General features: G+C 69.7%; 21 protein-coding genes and 1 pseudogene. 13 read left to right on the top strand and 9 right to left on the bottom strand.

Features of this window, described 5'->3' with window-relative positions; translation table 11 throughout:
• Positions 1 to 206, bottom strand: a pseudogene (locus tag BW981_RS16025) (cystathionine gamma-synthase); the annotation flags it as partial.
• Between the two features lie 107 nt (positions 207 to 313).
• Between BW981_RS16025 and BW981_RS16020 the strand changes: the two are divergent.
• Positions 314 to 826 (top strand): TspO/MBR family protein, encoded by a 513-nt coding sequence (locus BW981_RS16020; protein WP_076440994.1) that lies wholly within the window; start codon positions 314 to 316, stop codon positions 824 to 826.
• Between the two features lie 3 nt (positions 827 to 829).
• Here BW981_RS16020 and BW981_RS16015 read toward each other — a convergent pair whose 3' ends face one another.
• The 3 genes from BW981_RS16015 to BW981_RS23125 all read right to left on the bottom strand — a co-directional run bounded on the left by BW981_RS16015 (position 830) and on the right by BW981_RS23125 (position 2,726).
• Positions 830 to 1,204 carry a response regulator gene (locus BW981_RS16015; protein ID WP_076440992.1) on the bottom strand — a complete coding sequence of 125 codons (375 nt, stop codon included), beginning with the start codon at positions 1,202 to 1,204 and terminating at the stop codon, positions 830 to 832.
• A gap of 9 nt (positions 1,205 to 1,213) precedes the next feature.
• A complete protein-coding gene (hpt, locus tag BW981_RS16010) occupies positions 1,214 to 1,771 on the bottom strand; it encodes a hypoxanthine phosphoribosyltransferase (RefSeq protein ID WP_139333797.1) in 558 nt (185 codons plus the stop codon).
• A gap of 151 nt (positions 1,772 to 1,922) precedes the next feature.
• Positions 1,923 to 2,726 (bottom strand): zinc-ribbon domain-containing protein, encoded by an 804-nt coding sequence (locus BW981_RS23125; RefSeq protein WP_076440988.1) that lies wholly within the window; start codon positions 2,724 to 2,726, stop codon positions 1,923 to 1,925.
• Between the two features lie 273 nt (positions 2,727 to 2,999).
• Between BW981_RS23125 and ftsE the strand changes: the two genes are divergently transcribed.
• From ftsE to BW981_RS15980, 5 genes are all read left to right on the top strand, one after another.
• Positions 3,000 to 3,659, top strand: a complete 660-nt coding sequence (gene ftsE / locus BW981_RS16000) for a cell division ATP-binding protein FtsE (RefSeq protein WP_076440986.1) — start codon at positions 3,000 to 3,002, stop codon at positions 3,657 to 3,659.
• Entirely contained in the window at positions 3,646 to 4,611 is a 966-nt protein-coding gene (locus BW981_RS15995; protein WP_076440984.1) for a cell division protein FtsX, read from the top strand. The genes ftsE and BW981_RS15995 overlap by 14 nt, the downstream gene beginning before the upstream one ends.
• Positions 4,612 to 4,693: 82 nt before the next feature.
• Positions 4,694 to 5,512, top strand: coding sequence for a YdcF family protein (locus BW981_RS15990; RefSeq protein ID WP_076440982.1), 819 nt, complete (start codon positions 4,694 to 4,696; stop codon positions 5,510 to 5,512).
• 23 nt (positions 5,513 to 5,535) lie between these two features.
• Positions 5,536 to 6,336, top strand: coding sequence for a lysophospholipid acyltransferase family protein (locus tag BW981_RS15985; protein WP_348521411.1), 801 nt, complete (start codon positions 5,536 to 5,538; stop codon positions 6,334 to 6,336).
• Positions 6,337 to 6,430: 94 nt separating this feature from the next.
• On the top strand, positions 6,431 to 6,820 hold the full coding sequence (locus BW981_RS15980) for a hypothetical protein (protein ID WP_076440980.1): 390 nt from the start codon (positions 6,431 to 6,433) through the stop codon (positions 6,818 to 6,820).
• A gap of 1 nt (position 6,821) precedes the next feature.
• Here BW981_RS15980 and BW981_RS15975 read toward each other — a convergent pair whose 3' ends face one another.
• Positions 6,822 to 7,391: a gamma-glutamylcyclotransferase gene (locus tag BW981_RS15975; RefSeq protein ID WP_076440979.1), complete on the bottom strand. Its 570-nt coding sequence runs from the start codon at positions 7,389 to 7,391 to the stop codon at positions 6,822 to 6,824.
• A gap of 151 nt (positions 7,392 to 7,542) precedes the next feature.
• Here BW981_RS15975 and BW981_RS15970 point away from each other — a divergent pair, with 151 nt between their 5' ends.
• On the top strand, positions 7,543 to 8,583 hold the full coding sequence (locus tag BW981_RS15970) for a DUF2125 domain-containing protein (RefSeq protein WP_076440977.1): 1,041 nt from the start codon (positions 7,543 to 7,545) through the stop codon (positions 8,581 to 8,583).
• 154 nt (positions 8,584 to 8,737) lie between these two features.
• Here the strand turns inward: BW981_RS15970 and rpoH are convergent, their stop codons facing one another.
• The 4 genes from rpoH to BW981_RS15950 all read right to left on the bottom strand — a co-directional run bounded on the left by rpoH (position 8,738) and on the right by BW981_RS15950 (position 14,523).
• Positions 8,738 to 9,634: an RNA polymerase sigma factor RpoH gene (gene rpoH, locus BW981_RS15965; RefSeq protein ID WP_076440975.1), complete on the bottom strand. Its 897-nt coding sequence runs from the start codon at positions 9,632 to 9,634 to the stop codon at positions 8,738 to 8,740.
• A 218-nt stretch (positions 9,635 to 9,852) separates the two neighbouring features.
• Entirely contained in the window at positions 9,853 to 10,899 is a 1,047-nt protein-coding gene (locus BW981_RS15960; protein ID WP_083712406.1) for an RluA family pseudouridine synthase, read from the bottom strand.
• Positions 10,900 to 10,965: 66 nt separating this feature from the next.
• The gene (locus BW981_RS15955; RefSeq protein ID WP_076440974.1) at positions 10,966 to 12,675 is read right to left on the bottom strand and encodes a heme biosynthesis protein HemY; all 1,710 of its coding nucleotides are present in this window, start codon (positions 12,673 to 12,675) and stop codon (positions 10,966 to 10,968) included.
• Between the two features lie 18 nt (positions 12,676 to 12,693).
• A complete protein-coding gene (locus BW981_RS15950) occupies positions 12,694 to 14,523 on the bottom strand; it encodes a uroporphyrinogen-III synthase (RefSeq protein WP_076440972.1) in 1,830 nt (609 codons plus the stop codon).
• Positions 14,524 to 14,799: 276 nt separating this feature from the next.
• On the opposite strand from BW981_RS15950, the gene tsaD reads away from it, so the two are divergent.
• The 6 genes from tsaD (at position 14,800) to BW981_RS15920 (ending at position 20,755) form a co-directional block, all read left to right on the top strand.
• Entirely contained in the window at positions 14,800 to 15,885 is a 1,086-nt protein-coding gene (tsaD, locus tag BW981_RS15945) for a tRNA (adenosine(37)-N6)-threonylcarbamoyltransferase complex transferase subunit TsaD (RefSeq protein WP_076440971.1), read from the top strand.
• A complete protein-coding gene (locus BW981_RS15940; protein ID WP_076440969.1) occupies positions 15,882 to 16,880 on the top strand; it encodes an NAD(P)H-dependent glycerol-3-phosphate dehydrogenase in 999 nt (332 codons plus the stop codon). The genes tsaD and BW981_RS15940 overlap by 4 nt, the downstream gene beginning before the upstream one ends.
• A 9-nt stretch (positions 16,881 to 16,889) precedes the next feature.
• A complete protein-coding gene (locus BW981_RS15935) occupies positions 16,890 to 17,213 on the top strand; it encodes a hypothetical protein (protein ID WP_076440968.1) in 324 nt (107 codons plus the stop codon).
• Positions 17,214 to 17,276: 63 nt separating this feature from the next.
• Complete coding sequence (locus BW981_RS15930; RefSeq protein ID WP_076440966.1) at positions 17,277 to 17,687, top strand: EVE domain-containing protein; 411 nt, start codon at positions 17,277 to 17,279, stop codon at positions 17,685 to 17,687.
• Positions 17,688 to 17,922: 235 nt separating this feature from the next.
• Positions 17,923 to 19,869, top strand: a complete 1,947-nt coding sequence (acs, locus tag BW981_RS15925) for an acetate--CoA ligase (protein WP_076440965.1) — start codon at positions 17,923 to 17,925, stop codon at positions 19,867 to 19,869.
• A 193-nt stretch (positions 19,870 to 20,062) separates the two neighbouring features.
• On the top strand, positions 20,063 to 20,755 hold the full coding sequence (locus BW981_RS15920; protein ID WP_139333796.1) for an AprI/Inh family metalloprotease inhibitor: 693 nt from the start codon (positions 20,063 to 20,065) through the stop codon (positions 20,753 to 20,755).

Here is a 20,755-nt window from a genome sequence, read left to right as displayed (position 1 = left end):
TCCAGCATGGCCAGCACGCTCTCGGCCTCGCGGATCGTCTCGTTGTCCGGCCGGCCATAGACGAAGCCCGTCGAATAGCCATTGTCCTCGTCGCGGAGATAGGTCGTCGAGACATGGATCGGCGGAACCACCGCCTTCGTCTCACGGTCGATCTTGCCCATCGCCTGCGCGGCCAGGGAGCGGGGATGGAGCGGGCGCTGCAACATCGGCTGAAAAGTTCCATGAGGGACTGACATGCCATCTGACGCAAGGCGCATGCGCGGCGCAAGCCGGTTGCCTTGCGATGAGCCCACGCATCCTACATCTTCCGCTCATGACAGCCCTGCCCGGAACGACCACCCTCGACCGCCGCCCGTCCGTCTGGGCGGCCCTCGCCATCGCGATCCTGCCGGTGGTTGCCGCCTCCCTGGCGGGGAGTGCCGCGACCATTCCGCAGATTCCGACCTGGTATGCGGGGTTGATCAAGCCGTCCTTCAACCCGCCCAACTGGATCTTCGGCCCGGTCTGGACGACGCTCTACGCGCTGATGGCCTTCGCGGTCTTCCGCATCCTGCGCTTGCCCGTCGGCACGCCCGGTCGCCGGCGCGCGCTGCTGGTCTATCACCTGCAGCTTCTGCTCAATATCGGCTGGTCCTTCGCCTTCTTCGGGGCCAATAGCCCGGTCGGCGGCCTCGTGGTCATCCTGCCGCTGCTGGTGGCGATCATCGCGACCATCCTGGTCTTCCGGCCGCTGGATCGCCTGGCAGCGAACCTGCTCTGGCCCTACCTCGCCTGGGTCGGCTTCGCGACGCTGCTCAACAGCTCGATCTGGTGGCTGAACCGCTGAGGCTCAGCCGATCGAGCGCTCGATCACCTTCATCACCGTCTCGCGCAATTCGGCGATGGTGAAGGGCTTGGTCATCACCTCCTCGACGATCGCCTCCAGGCTCTTGGCCCGCTCGCGCTGCTCGGCATAGCCCGTCATCAGCATGATCGTCAGCTCGGGAAACTGCGCCTTGGCGGCGAGCGCCAGCGCGATGCCGTCCATCAACGGCATGCGGATATCGGTCAGCAGCAGGTCGAAGCGCCCCTGCTCGGCAACGAGGACGTCGAGCGCCTCGGCCCCGTCCGAGGCCGTGACGCAGGAATGGCCGTCCATGCCCAGCCCGCGTGCGACCAGCGTGCGAAGCGGCTCCTCGTCATCAACCACCAGAATGCGCGACATGGGACAGTCCTAGATGCCGGGCAGGCCGGCCTGATCCTCGGTTTCGATGACGCCGACGAAAGGCAGCTGCCGGTAGGAATGGGCGACGTCCATGCCGTAGCCGACGACGAAATAGTCCGGGCATTCGAAGCCGACATGGTCGGCGCGGATATTGACCGCCCGCTTGCCTGGCTTTTCAAGCAGCACCGCCGTCGAGACGGACCCTGCCCCCCGCGCCGCCAGCAGATCCTTGGCGAAGGCCAGCGTCCGGCCCGATTCCAGGATGTCATCGACGAGCAGCACGTCGCGCCCGCGCACCTCGCTCTGCACGTCACGCAGGATCTCGACCTGGCCAGTCGAGACGGTTCCCGTCCGGTAGCTCGACAGATGCACGAATTCCACCTGCGGCGCGAGACCGGCCCGGTGCATCGCGCGGATCAGGTCGGCCGCGAACATGAAGCTGCCCTTCAGCACAGCGACGACGAGCAGGTCCTTGGGGTTCGTGGCGGCGACCGCCTGGGCGATCTCCTCGTTGCGGCGTGCGATCGCCGCCTCGTCATAAAGCACCCTGATCCGCCGTTCCGGCATGGTTGATCCTGTTCTCATCGAGTTCTGGTCGCGACACCGCGGCAAGGCCGCTGCACCGGTCGTTAGGTTGATAGCCCAGCACCGGCCCGCGGCAAACCTCGCGCCTGCGAATGGAATGAGGATATCGCGGCCTCGGCGCGCAACAGGACCGTCAGTGCGCCGCAGCGGCCGCCCCCGCCGCGGCCGTGGAGACGAAGCGCACCTGTACGGAGCGCCCCTTCTCCGGGGGCGAGGCAAGCCTCGCACGGAAACGCATCAGCTCGGACGGCTCGAGGATTCCGCGCGGCGGCTCGGTGGTCCAGGTGTAGAGTGCCTGGCCGGCCTCGTCCCGCACCGAAACCTGGATCAGCGGAACATCCGTCTTGCGCTTGGCGATATTGGTGACGTCGCCCTCGACGACGAGGAAGCGGTTGGTGCCGTCCTCAACCAGCCCGCTCTCGATCGAACTCAGGCTGAGCCCCCGGACATTGACCGGCAACCCCGCCTTCTCGAACAGCGAGGCGAGCTGCGGCGCGGCCCGCACGACCGCGTTGCGCTGCCAGACCAGCCCGCCGAGCAGGAGCGCTCCGGCGACTGCGGCAGCGGCGGGTATGACAGTGCCCTTGGGAAGCGACTTCGAGGCGGGTTGCTTGGCCCGGCCTTTGCCGCGGGGGGGCTTGCGACGCTCGACTTCGACCGGCGGCGGCTCTTCCGGCACGGCCTCGGAATTTGCGATCAGGCGCTCGGCTTCAGCGGCAACCGCCGTGACCTCGGCGTCGATCGCGGCAGCGCGCTCCAGTTCCTCCGCGAGCAGGGCCTGCGTCTCCTCGGCGCTGGGCACCGGCGGCATCTCGGCGCTGGCATCGACATGCCATTGCGTCTGGCAGCGGGCACAGCGCACCTTGCGCCCTTCCGGCCCCAGTTTGGCCGCGTCGAGCTCGTATTGGCTCGCACATGACGGACAGACGATCAGCATGACGCGGCTTGGTCCCCGGCCCCTCATACGGCAGCGCCTGGCGCTGGCCGGATCCTGCGCGCTTCGGTCCGGGGCCGGCAAGCGACGGGGTCGTCGCGAGCCCGCCGGACCAGGGCGAGCCATCGCATTGACGCGCTTTATGGTTAACGGCTCGTGAAGAATTGTGGGGGCATGCTGGCTCGGTCGCGCGCGTGCCGTCCGCTCAAGCTAGGCTGAGGCACCGCGATGCGGATCCGCGGCGCGATTCGTGTCAGATCCTGAAGAGGCAACCAGTTGGTTCGTTTCGAGAATGTCGGCCTGCGTTACGGCATGGGACCAGAGGTGCTGAAGGACATCAACTTCAGCATCGCGCCGCGCTCGTTCCAGTATCTCACCGGCCCTTCGGGCGCCGGCAAGACCACGCTGATGCGCCTGATCCTGATGGCACTCAAGCCGACACGCGGCCTCGTCGACCTGTTCGGGCAGGACGCCTCGCGCCTCGACGGGCAGACGCTGACGGCCTTCCGCCGCCGCATGGGCGTCGTGTTTCAGGATTTCCGCCTGCTCGACCACCTCACCGTCTACGAGAACGTCGCGCTCCCCCTGCGCGTCATCGGCAAGGAAGAGGCGAGCTACCGGGCCGAGGTGGTCGAATTGTTGCGCTGGGTCGGCCTCGGCGAGCGCATGCACGCGGTCCCGGCCGTCCTCTCGGGCGGAGAGAAGCAGCGCGCCGCCATTGCGCGCGCGCTGATCGCCCGCCCGGAACTGCTGCTCGCCGACGAGCCCACGGGCAATGTCGATCCCGGGCTCGGCCGGCGCCTGTTGCGGCTGTTCATGGAGCTGCAGCAGCTCGGCACGGCCGTCATCATCGCCACGCACGATCTCAACCTGATGGACATCTACGACGCGCCGCGTCTCGTCCTGGCCGACGGGCATCTGCATGTCGATGGCTGAAGCGGACGACGACGGGCCGGACCTGCGCGAGGAGCGTGCGCTGCCGAGCAATCTGCGGCGCGACCAGCCGCTCGTACCGGTCGACGGCGTCGCCGGCCGCGCCCTGATGGCCGTCATCGCCATCCTGACCTTCCTCGCCTCGATCAGCGCCGGCGCGGCCGTCCTCGCGGCGCGCGCCTCCGAGCAGTGGCGCGGCGCCATCTCCAACGAGATGACCATCCAGGTCCGGCCGGAGTCGCAGCGCGACATCGAGGCCGACGTCGCCCGTGCCGTGCGGATGGCCCAGGGGCTCGACGGCATCGCCAGCGTGCGCGCGGTGCCCAAAGCGGAATCCGACAAGCTGCTCGAGCCCTGGCTCGGCACGGGACTCGACCTCGTTGAGCTGCCGGTGCCGCGGCTGATCGTGCTGACGCTGAAATCCGGCGCTTCGCCGGACATCACCCGCTTCGGCCCCGAATTGCGCAAGGAGGTGCCCGGCGCCATCCTCGACGATCACCGCGTCTGGGTCAGGCGGCTTTCGGCCATGGCCGGCACCATCATCGTCTCCGGCTTCGTCATCGTCCTGCTGGTGCTGACCGCGGCGGCGCTCGCCGTCGCCTTCGCGACGCGCGGGGCCATGGCGGGCAGCCGCGAGAGTGTCGAGGTGCTGCATTTCGTCGGCGCCGACGACGACTTCATCGCCCGCGAGTTCCAGAGCCGCTTCATCCGCCTCGGCCTGCGCGGCGGGGCCTTCGGCGGCGTCGCGGCGATCTTCGCCATCGCGATCCTCGGCCTGCTCGCCTCCTACTGGAACACCGCCCCGGAGGCCGAGCAGCTGCAGGCGCTGTTCGGGGCCTTCGAGATCGGCTGGGCCGGCTATGGCGCCGTCTTCCTCGTGGCCATCATCGTTGCGGCCATCGCAGGGCTGGTCTCCCGCATTACCGTTCGGCATTACCTGCGGGCGCTGACATGATCCTCGCCATGCGTCGCGAATGGCAACGAATGCGCAAGACCTGGGGCGGTTGCCGGCATGGAAGCGCCGTGATCATGCCCGATTGCCGCGCTATGCCAGCAACGTCATGGTCATGATCGGCAGCGGCAACGATCGCCTGAGCGCACGGATGGCGGGTGAACCGTCCCGCAAGGAGCGGCCCTCCTGGGGGCGCCTGTTCGGCCGTGCGATGCTGGTCGCCCTGGCTGCGGCAGCGATCGGCACCGGCTGGGATTATGTGCGCTTCGTCGGCGGGATCGAGGCCCGCGAGCCCGTCGCGACTCCGCGAACCGATGCCATCGTCGTCGTGACCGGCGGCTCGCAGCGCGTCGGCGACGCGATCGGGCTACTCGGCGCCGATCGCGGTGCGCGCCTGCTGATCAGCGGCGTCAACGAGAAGACGAGCCGCGAGGAGCTGGCGCGGCTGAACCCGGCGGCACGCGATCTGCTCGCCTGCTGCGTCGATCTCGACTATCGGGCCCGAAACACCATCGGCAACGCCATCGAGACGCGCCGCTGGGTGCGCCAGCACCGCTTCCAGTCCCTGCTGGTGGTCACGTCGAACTACCATATGCCGCGCACCCTGGCCGAGTTCGCCCATGCCATGCCGGGCGTGCGCCTCGTCGCCCACCCGGTCGTGACCGACCAGCTTGATTCGACCGGCTGGTGGCGCCGCTGGGCAACGGTGAAAGTGCTGGTTCCCGAATATGTGAAGTTCCGCGTCTCGCGGCTGCGCAGTTTGTTCGAGAGCGACCCGGAGAGTTCGCGGCTCTCCGTCATCATCGGGGGCCGCAAGCCGGTCTCGCCCAAGCCGCCGGATGCCATCGGGCCGGAGGCCGAGAAGCGCTCGCACCTGCGCGGCGGCTCGCCACCTCAGGGCTGACGGGCGAACGAGGCCGGCGCACAGTGCTTGACCGCCGCCCGGTCTCGCGCTTTTTGCCCGCCATGCTGCTCCTGCGCTCGCTCGCCTTCAACATCCTGTTCTACGCCAACCTGATCGGCTGGCTGCTCTTCGGCGCACTGCCCGCGCTGCTGCTGCCATGGGGCGTGATGTGGAAAGTCGCCCGCGGCTGGGCCCGCAGCGCGCTCTGGCTGCAGCGCGTCGTCGCGCGCACGCGCTACGAAATCAGGGGCCGGGAGCACATTCCGGCCGGCGGTCTCATCGTCGCGGCCAAGCACCAGTCCTTCTGGGAAACCTTCGCCCTGGTGACGCTCTTCGACAATCCCGTCTTCATCCTGAAGCGCGAGCTGACAACCATTCCGGTGTTCGGCTGGAGCCTCGGCAAGCTGCGGATGATTCCGGTCGACCGTGGCGGCCGGGCCCGGGCCCTGGCCGATGTCACCCGCCGCGCCAAGGTCGAGCTTGGCCAGAACGGGCGCCAGCTCATCATCTTCCCGGAAGGAACGCGTCGCCCGCCCGGAGCTCCGCCGGCCTACAAGTTCGGCGTCGCCCATCTCTATCATGAGCTGGGCGTTCCCTGCCTGCCGGTGGCGCTGAACTCCGGGCTGTACTGGCCCCGGCGCCATGTTCTTCGCCGGCCCGGCACCATCGTCATCGAGATCCTGCCTCCGATCATGCCCGGCCTGTCCAAGGTCGATTTCCAGCGGACGCTTCAGGAGCAGATCGAGACCGCCAGCGACAGGCTGCTGGCGGACGGCCGCGCCGAACTGGCCAGGCAGGGACTCGACCCCCTCGCGGGCTCCTGACACCGACTGACAGCAGCGGAGGCCGCCGGCGCCGGCACCGCTTGACTTGCCCCTACCGTGTTCCCATTTTGTTCACAGCAAAGGAGGAACGGACATGGCTACTGTCGCCTACCGTTACACGCCCGACCTGTTCGACGAAGCCGCTGCCGTCCGCGAGACGCCGCTGCGCAGCACGGCCAAGCTCGCCGAGCGCCGCTTCACCGCCTGGCGCGGCCGCTCCGGCCGGCGCTATGTCGCGTCCGTCTTCTCCGTGGACGACGTCCATGCGCTGGGCTTCACCGATGGGGTCCTGCTCGCCGTCTCGTCGGAGCGCAAGATCATCGCCGCGCGCGATTCCGGCCCCTTCGGGGTCGAAGCCGCCCTGGGGCGCTGGCAGCGCGCGGTGATGGAGGCGGGCGCCTGCGAGATCCATGTCCACCTGCTCGCCGAGGACGGCATGAGCCGCCGCGCCGCCTTGCTGGACCTGATGCCGGAAGCCGCCTGAGTCAGCGGCCGACCGGCGGGTGCGGCGCCCCCAGCCCGGGCGCCAGTTCCTGCGCCAGCGACGTCAGCACCGGGTCATAGACGCCCATCTTGCGCAGATGCTCGTTCGTCTGCAGCACGTAGTCGGGATTCTCGCCCGACTGCCCCCGGCCCTGCCGCACCAGCCGGAGCAGATCCTCGGGCGGCAGCTTCCCGGCATATTGCAGATGCTTGCGGTCGGCGACATAGACCAGCGCCCGCACCTGCCGGCCATCGTCCAGCCGCAGCGGCACATGCTTTTCGACATAGACGGCCGTCGCCTGCTCGCGCGCCCTCAGATAGTCCACCGTCTCGGCGGCATGCGCGGCCAGAACGCGAAAGGCGAGCCCGCGGCAAACCCCGCCGCGATCGAGCCCGAGCACCAGCCCGGGCTGCTCAGGCGTGCCGCGATGGACATGGGAGAAGACGCACAGCGAGCGGTGATAGCCGTAGAGGCGCGCGGGGACGCTGTCCGCGAAGGCAAAGCCGGGCCGCCAGATCAGCGAGCCATAGCCGAAAACCCAGAGATCGGCCGCCTCGTCGCTGCCCGCCATCGCAGTCCCTTCCCGTCGTCCCATCGTTTGGCCAGACCCATCATTTGGCCATGACGGCCTGCCAAGGCGGATCACCGCGGCTGCGGCACTGGCTCTGGCCCCTGTGGCGAGCTAACAATCCGGCCGCATCCGCGCAAGGAACGCCCGCCGCATGACCGACACCCTCCCGACGCGCCGCCGCAGCCGCTTCTGGCTCTACGCGCCCTTCGTCCTGCTCGTCGTGCTGGCGGCGGCCTGGTCGGGCTTCTGGTTCCATGTTCACGGCCGGGTCGTCGCGGAGATCGACAAGGCGCTGGCGCGGGAGGTCTCGCAAGGACGCACCTGGACCTGCGCCGACCGCTCCGTCGGCGGCTTCCCCTTCCGGATCGAGGTTCGCTGCACCTCGCTGACGCTCACCTCCACGCGTTGGGGCGAGGCGGTGAAGGTCACGAGCGGCCCGGCGGTCGTCGTCGGCCAGATCTACTCGCCGGGCCTCGTGATCCTCGAGGCAACGAGCCCGGCCCGCGCCACGCTGACCGAGGGCCGCACACTCGACGTGACCTGGAAGCAGCTCGACGCCAGTCTCGCCTGGCGCCAGCCCGAACGCTTCGCCCTCGTCGCGGCCGAGCCGAACCTCACCCTGACCACGCCCGGCATCGGCGCCGAGAACTGGCGCGCGAGCGCGCTCGAACTGCATCTGCGCCGCAACCCCACACGTCCCGCCACCGACCAGGCGGTCGACTTCGCCGTATCGGCCAAGGGCACGGTGCTGCCGCTGATCGACGCCCTTCTGGGCACGCCGGATGCCGGCACGGTCGACCTCGAAGGCACGCTGACGCAATCGGAGGCCTTTCGGAAGGGCTTCAACCCGGATGCGCTGGAAAGCTGGCGCAATGCCAACGGCACCCTCGACCTCGGCCGGATCGCCGCCACCAAGGGCGCCGCCCGCATCGGGGGCAGTGGCCAGCTCCTGCTCGAGCCGACGCATCAGGTCGGCGGCGATCTCCAGCTCGCCGCGGCCGGCATCGAGCAGATCGGCGGCATCCGGGTCGGCAACCTGCTCGGCGGGCTGGGCGGCCTGCTCGGAGGGCGCCCGCCTGCCGCAGCCGCGGCCCCCGGCCTGACGCCGCTGCCGCCCGTCTCGCTGCGCGGCGGCCGTGTCTTCCTCGGGCCCCTGCGCCTGCCGCTGAAGCCGTTGCTGCCGCTGTATTGACCGCGTTCGTCGGGCCCCGTCCATCTCTTGACGCAGAGCTGCCTTGCTGTGTTCGGCGAGTGCTCTCCCGTCGCGGCTGGACGGCGCAGGAAGAACAGCAAAGAAAAAGGGGCGCCGAAGCGCCCCTTTCAAATCTCGTACGATGGATCCGGGCTTACGCCGCCGGTAGCGCCGCCCGCGGCGCCTCGATCCGCGTGATCGCCTTCTTCACCGCTTCCTGCACCTTCTCGAAGGCACGGACCTCGATCTGTCGGACACGCTCGCGGGAGACGCCGAACTCCTCGGAGAGCTCCTCCAGCGTGATCGGATCCTCGGCCAGGCGCCGCGCCTCGAAGATGCGCCGCTCGCGCGGGTTCAGCACGTCGAGCGCTTCACGCAGCGCCGTATGGCGATTGCTCGCCTCCTGCGAATCGGCGAAGCGGCGCTCCTGGCTTTCGGAATCGTCGACCAGCCAGTCCTGCCACTCGCCATCGCCATCCTCGCGGACGGCAGTGTTGAGCGAGGCGTCGCCGCCGAGGCGGCGGTTCATGTCGATCACGTCCTGCTCGTTGACGCCGAGCTTGGTCGCGATCTGCTTGACCTGGTCGGGACGCAGATCGCCCTCGCCCAGCGCGGAGATCTTGCTCTTCGCCTTGCGCAGGTTGAAGAACAGCTTCTTCTGGTTGGCCGTGGTGCCCATCTTCACGAGCGACCAGGACCGCAGGATGTACTCTTGAATCGAGGCCTTGATCCACCACATGGCGTAGGTGGCCAGGCGGAAGCCCTTCTCCGGCTCGAATCGCTTCACAGCCTGCATCAGGCCGACATTGCCCTCAGACACGACCTCGCCGATCGGCAGGCCGTAGCCGCGATAGCCCATGGCGATCTTGGCGACGAGGCGAAGATGCGAGGTCACGAGCTTGTGGGCCGCGTCGCGGTCGCCATGCTCGCGCCAGCGCTTGGCCAGCATGTATTCCTCGCTCGGTTCCAGCATCGGGAACTTGCGGATTTCATCGAGATACCGTGACAGCCCGCCTTCGGCGGACAGGACGGGCAGCGAAGCACTCGCCATGCGCGTGTCTCCTCATCGTGGCCCCCGCGAAGCGGCAGACCCACCGCGCGATCAACCTTCGCGCAGGTTTCGGATGATGCAAGCTGGTCCAACGCGCCTCCGGCGCAAAAGTTCGGCTGGACCGGCCGCGTGCGGCGCCCCCTTGGCCATCCGCATCCGACAGCGCCAGTATATGCCATTCCACTCTGACGGAAAGATGGCAGAGGAGCCAGATCGGCTCACAGCCTCGCGAGCGCTGCTTGCAGATTCGCAAACTCGGCCGGCGGCTCCGACTCGAACAGCATCTCCTCGCCGGTGGCGGGGTGGGCAAAGCCGAGAATCGCGGCATGCAGCGCCTGCCGCCCGAGAGCGGCAAGCGCCTCCTGCGCCTCCACGGGCAGCCGTACCGCCTTTGTGGCGAAGCCCGAGCCATAGAGCTGGTCGCCGAGCAGGGGATGGCCGATATGGCTCATATGCACGCGGATCTGGTGCGTGCGCCCCGTCTCCAGCCGGCATTCGACCAGGCTCGCCAGCGGCACGGTCTCGTCCAGCCCCTTCAGCAGCGCCGGATAGCGCTCGACCAGGGTGATGTGGGTGATCGCCTCGCGCCCGCGCCCCTCCTTCACCACCGTCATCTTCTCGCGGTTGCGGGTCGAGCGTTCGATCGGCGCGTCGATGGTGCCCTCGCGCAGGCGCGGCGCGCCCCAGACGAGCGCGACGTAAGCGCGCTGCAGCGGCCCGGTCCGGCCATGATCGGCGAACTGCTTGGCCAGTTTCTGATGCGCCCGGTCGTTCTTGGCGACCACGAGCAGCCCGCTGGTGTCCTTGTCGAGCCGGTGGACGATGCCCGGCCGCCTGACGCCGCCGATCCCGGAGAGGCTCTCCCCGCAATGCGCGATCAGCGCATTGACCAGCGTGCCGTCCTCATGGCCCCCGGCCGGATGCACGACGAGGCCGGCCGGCTTGTCGATGACGATCAGGTGCTCGTCCTCATAGACGACGTCGAGCGGGATATCCTGCCCGATCGGATCGGGTGGCCTGGCGGCCGGCATGGCGAGGCTGATGGCGTCGCCTTCGACGACCTTGCGGCTGCCATCGGTGGCGACGGCGCCGTTGAGCCGAACGCCGCCTTCCTTCACCACCTGCTGCAGCCGCGCCCGCGAAATCTCGCCGGCCAGCAGGGCAAGCGCCTTGTCCAGCCGCAGGCCTGCCTGGTCGGCGGTCACGTTCAGGGTCACCGCGTCGTGGCCCGGGCCCTGGGCCGGCTGGTCGATATCTGGGATCATGCCGTGGCTATAAGCGCCACGCGCGGGAATCGCACGCCTTTTCGGCCGGGCCGGCCCGGCCAAGCCTCACCCGAACAATCGGAAGCCGCTTTTTCTGGGCTCTCCGGGCGGCTCCGTCTCCGGCCCCGGATCGTCCGGCGCATGCGCCACCGGGAAGATCACCGGCTTGGCGGCGACGGCCGGCGGAGCAGCGCTGCTCTCGGCCTGGGCCGTTACGGGTTTCGCCGGAGCAGGATCGTGGACCTTCGGCGGAGCCGGCACTGCCTCGGCGCCGGCAGCGCTTGCCCCCCCTGAAGCAGCCTCCGGCTTCGGCTCTTCGCTCGCGGCAGCCGGCGCGGTCTCGATCGCGGCCGGCTTCGGCTCGGGAGCCGCTGGCGCCGGAGTGACCGCCACCGGCTCCACCGTCGTCACGCTGTCGGCCTTCGCCTCGATCAGCCGGGTCGAATCGTCGAGATCGGCGAGCACGTCGTCGATCGCCGTCGGGCGACCGCCCAGCGTCGCCGGCGGCACCGTCCAGACGAAGGCGTCGAGCCGGCCGCTCAGCGGCGAAACCGGCATCCAGTGGTCCGAGACCAGCCCGTCCGCGACCCAGGCCGCATCATGGGGTGCCCGTGTCGCCCGCGCCAGCCATTCGCGCACCCGGCCCGCCGCGCCATGCTCGGCTTCTTCCAGCTCCGCCATCAGCAGGCAGGCCCGCACCGAGGGGCCACCGGCGAGAAGCGGCTTCAGCGTCTCGCGCGCCTTCTGGAATTCCCTGGCATGAATCGCGGCACCGGCAACGACCAGCACGCTCTCCGGATCGGCCGGTCGGACCTTCGCCAGCGCATTGGCCCTGTTCAGGCGATCGAGCGCAGAATCGCCGGGGCGCACGTCGAGATAGGCGGCGGCGACGTCGGGATGCGGGGCCTCGCGCCAGGCAGCTTCCAGGATCTTCGCCGCCTTGCGGATGTCCCCCCTCTCGGAGAGCATCCGGCCCGCCAGCGTCGCAGCCGGGGTCAGGCCAGGCGCAAGCTTGACGGCCTCCAGCGCCGCTGCGAGCGCCCGCTCGGGCTCCGAATCGCGCGCCTCGATCGCCTCGGCCGCGAGCAGCACGGCCCGCTGGCGGCGCGCCTCGGCCTTGTCGGCCAGGCGCAGGGCGGCGCGGCGCTCCACGGCGGTGCGCGCCGACTGCCAGTCGCCGGCATTGGTGTGGAAATCGAGCAGCGCGTCATTGGCCCAGGCGAGCGAGGGGGAGCGGCGCACCGCATCGTCGGCGAAGGCGCGCGCCGCCGCCATGTCGCCGCGTCGCTTCGCCTCGACGAAAAGCCCGCGCAGGCCCAGAACCCGCGTTTCCGAGCGGTCGAGCATCGCCTTGAAGGCCGCTTCCGCCTGCGGCCGGTTGCCGGAGAGCTGCGCCGTCTGCGCCTCGAGCAGCAGGGTCAGCGGCTCGTTCGGCACGAAGCGGCGCGCCTCGTTGGTGTAGCGCCCGGCCGCGATGGGGTCGCCCGCGCCGATGGCGACCATGCCGCGCGAAACGGCCTCGAAGCCCCGGGCGCGGCGGCGCGAGCGCGACGACAGGCTGAACGCCGTCGGCAGGCCGAAGACGAAGCGCAGGATCGCCCAGAGCAGGATCACCAGGAAGGCGAGCAGCACGACGCCGATCGCGCCGATCGCGACGCTGGTGTCGATGCGATAGCCCTGCCAGACCATCGAGATTTCGCCCGGCCGGTCGGCCAGCCAGACGGCGCCCACGGCAAGGCAGGCAAAGATGGCGAGATAGACCAGAACGCGGACCATGGACCTCTTCTACCCCTCTCAGCCGGCCGCGCCGAGCGCGGCGACGGCATCCTGGCCGATCTTGGCGATGGCGGCATCCGCCGCCGCACGTTTTTGCAGCGCCTCGCCGAATTCGGCACTCGCACGCCGCGCCGGCTCGGGCAACTGCGCCCAGAGCGCCGCGGCCTTCGGCATGTCGCCGGACGCGATGGCGCTCTCGATCCGGAGCGGCAGCGTCGCGGGGTCGTTCGAGCCGTTGTCGCCGACGGGACGCACCGTCACGATCCGGCTCGCCAGACCCCAGAGCCTGTCGCTCCAGCTTCCCGATTGCGGCGTGACCTCGCGCTGGAACATCGCGCCGTGTTTGCGGAATCCCGCCTGCAAGGCGCTGCGCGTCGCTGCGCCCGTGCTCGCCACCGCGGAAAGCGGCGCCAGATCGGCCTGAGCGATCCCGCCCCTGGCGAGCGCCGCGACGTCGCCCGCGAAGGCCTTGCCCTCATCGAGCGCCCGGGCCACGCGCTCGGCCAGGACGATCCGCGCCGCCGCCATTGCCTCGGGGCTCGCGGCGGCGGCCGTCTTCGCCTGGGTCTCGACGGTGCCGAGCCGCGCCGCCAGCTGGTCGACCTTCTGACCGGCCGCCGTCGCGGCGGCCTGGGCACGCTGGATCGCCGCCGGATCGCCGCCCTGCGCCAGCGAACCGATGCGCCCGGCGAGCGCCTGGACCTCCGAGCCCGCCTTGCCCGCCGCCTCCGCAGCGCTGCTCGCCTTGCGGTCGCTGGCGGCGATGCCGGCCTGCAGACCATCGACCCGCCCGCTGATATCCGCGAGCTGCTCCGGCGTGATGGCGGGCGAGCTCGCGCGCAGCGCGAACAGCATGAGCCCCGCGCCGACGACGCCGCCGATCACGCCCGCCGCCGCGATCGCGCCCCAGGGCAGGCGGCGCTCTTCCCGCGTCGAAGCCGCAGGCGGCTCGGTCGCACTTCGCGGCGGTGGCGGGGTGAACTCGCGCGGCAGCGCCTCGGTCGGCGCCACGGCTTCCGGCGGATGGTCACCTGCATCCTCCGGCTTCGCCGGTTCCTCCGTCGCGGGCTCGGCCTGAAGATCGATCGTCGGCGGAGTGCGCTGCGGGCTCGCGCGGGGGGCCTCCGTCGCGGCCCCACGCTGCGAAACCTGCTCCAGCGCCGCGAGCATGCCGGCTTCCTCCGGATGCTCGGCGACGAGCACCGTGCTGGCGCCCGCCGCGATCAGGGGTGCGGCGGCATCGGCGGAAATCACCACATGGGTCAGCTCCAGCGCCGGTTCGAAGACGCCGGCCTTGCGGGCGAGGTCCAGAAAGGTGCCCGCGCCGCGCGCCGAATAATGCAGCGCTGCATCGGCCTTGCCGTCCTGCAAGGCGGCGCGAGCCTCCTCCGGCAAGGCATCGAGAGCCTCTGCCGCATAGGCCTCCCAGACCGAGACCTCATAGCCGGCATCGCTCAGCCGCTGCGCCACGTCCTCCTTGCGATCGCGCCCGACGACAAGCAGGATCGCCGACGGCGCCGGCAAGGTGCGCTCGATCAGGGCGATGAGGTCGTTGCGGTCGCCATCGGCGCTGCGGGCGTCCTCCATCCCGGCCGCCCGGACCTTCGCCGCCGTCCGCGTCCCGACCGTGAACACAGGCAGCGCGCGCCAGGCCGCCGGGCCGCCGGCGAGCATCGGCACGGCATTGCCGCTGGTCACCACGATCGCCGCGAAGTCGCCCTGGGGCGCCTCCGCGTTCAGCGGCACCACCTTGAACAGCGGCGCGACGAGCGGCTCGAAGCCATGGCCGGAGATCGCCTGCGCGGTCTTTTCCGCATCGCTCTGGGGACGGAAGACGAGAACGCGCATTCACAGCTCCTGACGGAAGGGCGGACAATCACAGGACGTGCCGCGAACCGGATCGGTTCCCGCGATCGGGTCGCATTGCGGCGGAACGATGATGAGCGCCATCCCTTCTCTTCATTTCCGCGGGGGCCGCGAGCCCAAGCCCAAGCCGTCGGCTTCCGCTTGGCCCTTGGCCTTCCCGCCTGCCACGCACTATACGGATGAATTGCCGGGGGACCACCGCCGGCTTGCGAGTTTCGTGTCTCAGCCCAGCCTTCCAGCAGGACAGATCGCCCCACCATGCGCGTACTCGGGATAGAAACGACCTGCGACGAGACGGCAGCCGCGATCGTTTCGCTCGAACGCTCGGGCGAAAGCAGGATCCTGTCCAACGAGGTGCTGAGCCAGATCGCCGCGCATGCGGCCTATGGCGGAGTCGTCCCGGAGATCGCGGCGCGGGCCCATGTCGAGGCGATCGACCGCATCATCGCCCGCGCCTTCGCCCATGCCGGGCTGAAGCCGGGCGAGATCGACGCGGTCGCGGCCGCTGCCGGACCGGGCCTCGTCGGCGGGGTCATGGTCGGCCTCACGGCGGGCAAGGCCATCGCGCTGGCGACCGGCAAGCCCTTCATCGCGATCAACCATCTCGAGGCGCATGCCCTGACCGCGCGGCTCACCGACAACCTCTCCTTCCCCTATCTGCTGCTGCTGGTCTCGGGCGGCCACACCCAGCTTCTCGCCGTGCGCGGGGTCGGCGACTACCTGAAGCTCGGCGGCACGATCGACGACGCGGTGGGAGAGGCCTTCGACAAGATCGCGAAGATGCTCGGCCTGCCCTATCCGGGCGGCCCCTCGGTCGAGCGCGAGGCGGCCAAGGGCGATCCGGAGCGGTTCGATTTCCCCCGCCCGATGCAGGGCCGGCCGAACCCGGATTTCTCGCTGTCGGGCCTCAAGACCGCCGTGCGCCTCGTCGCCGAGCGCATCGCGCCCCTGTCCGACAACGATGTCGCCGACCTTTGCGCCTCCTTCCAGGCCGCCATCGTCGATGTGATGGTGGACCGCACCCGCGCCGGCCTGCGCGCCTGCAAGACGGCCGGCATCGCGCCCTCGACGCTGGTCGTCGCCGGCGGTGTCGCGGCCAACCAGGCGATCCGCGCCGGTCTCTCGCGGCTGGCGACGGAGGCTGGCCTGCCGATGGTCGCGCCGCCGCTCAATCTCTGCGGTGACAATGGCGCGATGATCGCCTGGGCCGGGCTGGAGCGTCTGAAGCTCGGCCTCGTCGACGACATGTCGGCCGTGGCCCGCCCGCGCTGGCCGCTCGACAGCCTGACTTCGAAGCCGGCATCCCCCGCCCCGTCGCCGTCCGAGCCCGCGACAGCGGCATGACGACAGGCCCGGCCTTCGCCGAGATCGGCATCGTCGGCGGCGGCGCCTATGGCGCGGCTCTGGCGCTGGCAGCCGCGCGCGCCGGACGCGGCGTCCGGCTCTGGGCCCGGGACGGCGCCACCGTCGCCGCGATCCAGCGGGACCGGGAGGCGCCGCGCCTGCCGGGCATCGCTCTGCCAGAGGCCATCCGCGCCACCGACAATCTGAGCGATCTCGCCGCCTGCGATGCACTGATCGTCGCCGTGCCGACGCAGCATCTGCGTGAGGCCTGTGTCGCCATGGCCGCCGTGCTGCCGCGCGGCGCGCCGGTCGTCTCCGCCGCCAAGGGCATCGAGCGCGCCACCGGCCTCTTCGCCACGGACATCATCGCGCGAGCCTGGACGGGGGTCGCGACCGCGATCCTCTCCGGTCCGAGCTTCGCCGAGGATATCGGCCGCGGCCTGCCCACCGCGGTGACCCTCGCCGCGGCAGACGCCGCTCTGGCCCGGGGCCTGGCGGAGAGCCTGAACTCTTCGGCCTTCCGCATCTACCACGCCAGCGACGTGCGCGGCGTCGAGATCGGCGGCGCGGCCAAGAATGTCCTCGCCATCGCGGCCGGAATCGCGATCGGGCTCGGCTTCGGCGAGAGCGCGCGGGCCGCGCTGGTGGCGCGCGGTTTCGCCGAGCTGCGCCGCTTCGGCGAGGCTCACGGCGCCGAGCCGGAGACGCTGATGGGCCTGTCCGGCCTCGGCGATGTCGTACTCAGCTGCGCCTCGCCGCAATCGCGCAACTTCGCCTATGGGCTCGCTCTGGGCCAGGGCCGCACGCCGGCCGAAGCGTCCGGCGGCAGGCTGGCGGAAGGCGCCTTCACCGCGCCGATCCTGGCGGAAATGGCGCGCGCCAAGGGCGTGGACATGCCGATCGCCGCGGCCGTGGCCGCGATCATAGCCGGGCAGACTGGCGTGCGCGACGCGGTGGCGGCCCTGCTTGCCCGCCCGATCCGCGCGGAAATCTAGGAGACCAGCATGGCCGGAGACCTCTCCGATATCGGCAAGCGCATCGCCCGCGGCATCGCCGAGGTGAAGAAGACCACGGGCTCCGAGCTCGTCGCCGAAAGCGGCCCCGTTCCGCTCGCCGGCCGCATCGCCACGCCGGTGATCCAGCATCGCAAGCGCCGCGCCGAGGGAACGCATCGCTTCGTGCTGATCCTGCCCTTCGGCGAGGGCGAGGTCCGGGTCGAGCTCGAGCCGAAGGACTACGCCGCGCTGACCCGCGAGATGGTCCGGTTCTGGAACGAGCAGGGCGAGGCCGCATCGCAGCCGCCGGTGCCGCAGGAGGACGGGGAGTAGGCAGCCGGTGCCATCTCGGCTAATCCGACTGCCAACTGCCTATTGCCCACTGCCGAGGTCCCGATGGCTCACTGGCTGATCAAATCAGAACCTTCGAAATGGTCCTGGGACCAGCAGGTCGCCGCGGGGCCGAAGGGCACGCATTGGGACGGGGTGAAGAACCACACCGCCAAGCTCAACCTGATGGCGATGAAGCAGGGCGAGCAGGTCTTCTTCTACCATTCCAACGAGGGGCTGGAGGTCGTCGGCATCGTCGAGGTCATCAAGGAGGCCTATGCCTGGGACGAGGCGGGCCCGCCCTGGGTGCTGGTCGATTTCAAGGCCGTGAAGACGCTGCCGAAGCCGGTGTCGCTGGCGCAGGTCAAGGCGGAGCCGAAGCTCGCCAAGATGTCGCTGGTGACTTCGTTCCGCCTCTCCGTCCAGCCGGTGACAGACGAGGAATGGGACATCGTCTGCAAGATGGGCGGTCTCTGAGGCGCAGGCTCGATATCTCGCTGCTGAGCAGCCGCAAACGGCCTCATGCTGCACCGCCGAAAGTCTGTGACACCAAAGTGCGAGGGCGCTCCGCCTTGCCGCCTCGGCGACGCGGATTATGATGCCGCCAATTCCAACGCGCGCGTCGATGGCGCGGCGCGCAAAAAGCGATGAGGCCGGGCGGCGGCTGAAGCCCCGTGCCTCGTCCGATGACTAGGGCCGAGGAGAAGCGTTCATGTCCGAGAAGATCTACGACGTCCCCGCCGAGTGGGCGCGAAAGGCCTATCTGGACGACGCCAAGTACCAGGAGCTCTACGCCGCCTCGATCGCCGATCCGGACACCTTCTGGGGCGAGCATGGCCGGCGCATCGACTGGTTCACGCCCTACACCAGGGTCCGTAACGCCAGCTTCGCGCCGGGCGCGGTCTCGATCAAATGGTTCGAGGACGGCGTCACCAACGTCGCCCACAATTGCATCGATCGGCATCTCGACAAGCGTGGCGACCAGGTCGCGATCGTCTGGGAGGGCGACGATCCGTCCGAATCGAGGAGGATCACCTATCGCGAGCTGCATGCCGAGGTCGGCAAGTTCGCCAATGTCCTGAAGACGAAGGGCGTCAGGAAGGGCGACCGCGTCACCATCTACATGCCGATGATCCCCGAGGCGGCCTATGCGATGCTGGCCTGCGCCCGCATCGGCGCCGTTCATTCCGTCGTCTTCGGCGGCTTCTCGCCGGATTCGCTTTCGGGGCGCATCGAGGGTGCCGAATCGGCCGTGGTGATCACCGCCGACGAGGGCCTGCGCGGCGGCCGCAAGGTGCCGCTCAAGGCCAATGTCGACGCTGCGGCGGAAAAGACCCCGGTCGAGACCATCATCGTGGTGCGCCGGACGGGCGGCACCGTCGCGATGAAGGAAGGCCGCGACGTCTGGTACCACGAGGAGGCGGCGAAGGTATCGGCAGACTGCCCGGCGGAGCCGATGAGCGCGGAAGACCCGCTCTTCATCCTCTACACCTCGGGCTCGACCGGCAAGCCCAAGGGCGTGCTCCATACCACCGGCGGCTATCTCGTCTATGCCTCGATCACGCATCAATACGTGTTCGACTACCATGACGGCGACATCTACTGGTGCACCGCCGATGTCGGCTGGGTGACCGGCCACAGCTACATCCTCTACGGACCGCTCGCCAACGGCGCGACGACGCTGATGTTCGAGGGCATCCCGACCTATCCCTCGAACTCCCGCTTCTGGGAGGTGATCGACAAGCACAAGGTCAACATCTTCTACACCGCGCCGACAGCGATCCGTTCCCTGATGGGTGCAGGCGAGGAGCCCGTGAAGAAAACCAGCCGCGCCTCGCTGCGGCTGCTGGGCTCGGTCGGCGAGCCGATCAACCCCGAGGCGTGGGAGTGGTATCACCGCGTCGTCGGCGACGACCGCTGCCCGATCGTCGACACCTGGTGGCAGACCGAGACCGGCGGCATCCTGATCACGCCGCTGCCCGGCGCCACCAAGCTCAAGCCCGGCTCGGCCACGCGCCCGTTCTTCGGCGTGCAGCCGCAGATCGTCGATGCCGAGGGCAAGGTGCTGGAGGGCGCGACCGAGGGCAATCTCGTCATCGCCGAGAGCTGGCCCGGCCAGATGCGCACGGTCTATGGCGACCACAAGCGCTTCGAGGAGACCTATTTCGCGACCTATCCGAACAAGTACTTCACCGGCGATGGCTGCCGGCGCGACGCGGACGGCTATTACTGGATCACCGGACGCGTCGACGACGTCATCAACGTCTCCGGCCACCGCATGGGCACGGCCGAGGTGGAATCCTCGCTCGTCGCCCATCCCAAGGTGTCGGAAGCGGCGGTCGTTGGCTATCCGCACGACATCAAGGGCCAGGGCATCTACGCCTATGTCACGCTGATGGCCGGCGAGGAGCCGACCGAAGCGCTGCGCAAGGAGCTCGTCGCCTGGGTCCGCAAGGATATCGGCCCGATCGCCTCCCCCGATCTCGTCCAGTTCGCACCCGGTCTGCCCAAGACCCGCTCCGGCAAGATCATGCGCCGCATCCTGCGCAAGATCGCCGAGGATGAGTTCGGCGCGCTGGGCGACACCTCGACGCTGGCCGATCCGGCCGTGGTCGAGGACCTCATCGAGAACCGGCAGAACAGGCACAAGGTCGACTGAGCCAGACGCCCGGCACCCGGCGACGGGGCGCGCCGGTCTCGGCGCCCCCTGTCTTTTCGAACGGCGAGCGGAACATCATGGCCCGCGGCGGGTTCGCAAGCGGGGTGGTGTGCGCTACAGCGTGCTCATGCCGCGTTCATCGTGATGGCACGAGAGTAACGCAACGTTTGGCTGGTGGGACCGGATGCGCCGCATGACGATAACTGCGAAGAGCCTGAAGCTCGGCAAGACCTTCGCGCTGCTTCCCTTGCTGGCGCTGAGCGCCTGCGCCGGCTCGCAGAGGCTTTCGGGTCCGGTCGCGAACGCGCCCGCCTACAGCCAGCCGCTGCCGGCCGCACCGGCGATCAGCTCCTCGCCCGTCACCTCCGAGCCGCTTCCGCCACCGGGCGGCTATCCTTCTTCGCCGTCCCCCACGACCGGCGGCGCGCTGCCCCCGCCGCAGGATCCCTATTATACGCCCGCACCGGGAATGCCACCGCAGGGCCAGCCCTCGCTCGCCGGCCAGCCCGGCGCGGCACCTGCGCCAGCGGCTCCCGCGCCGGGCGGCAACCAGGTCGCCGGCCTCGGCCCGGCGCCGTCGAGCACGCCTGCGAGCCCCCGCCCGGCCAGCCGCGACGGCATGGTCGGAGGCTGGACCGCCCGCGAGGCGACGGGAGGCACCTGCCGCGTCGTCCTCTCCAGCACGCCGACGCTCGATCTCTATCGCGCCAGCGCTTCAGGCTGCACCAACCGCGACCTGCAGAAGATCTCAGCCTGGGATTACCGCGACGGCGAAGTCTATCTCTACCAGCAGGGTGGCACGGTCGCCGCCCGGTTGCGCTCGTCGGGCGGCTCGCTGGATGGCGCGGTGACGAAGTCGGGCGCCTCGTTGTCGCTCAGCCGCTGA

This window comes from Allobosea sp. TND4EK4, assembly GCF_900156025.1.
In the GTDB taxonomy this organism is placed as follows: domain Bacteria; phylum Pseudomonadota; class Alphaproteobacteria; order Rhizobiales; family Beijerinckiaceae; genus Allobosea.
Note: the sequence above shows the minus strand (reverse complement) of the source record. Positions and strands in the feature narration are given on the sequence as shown.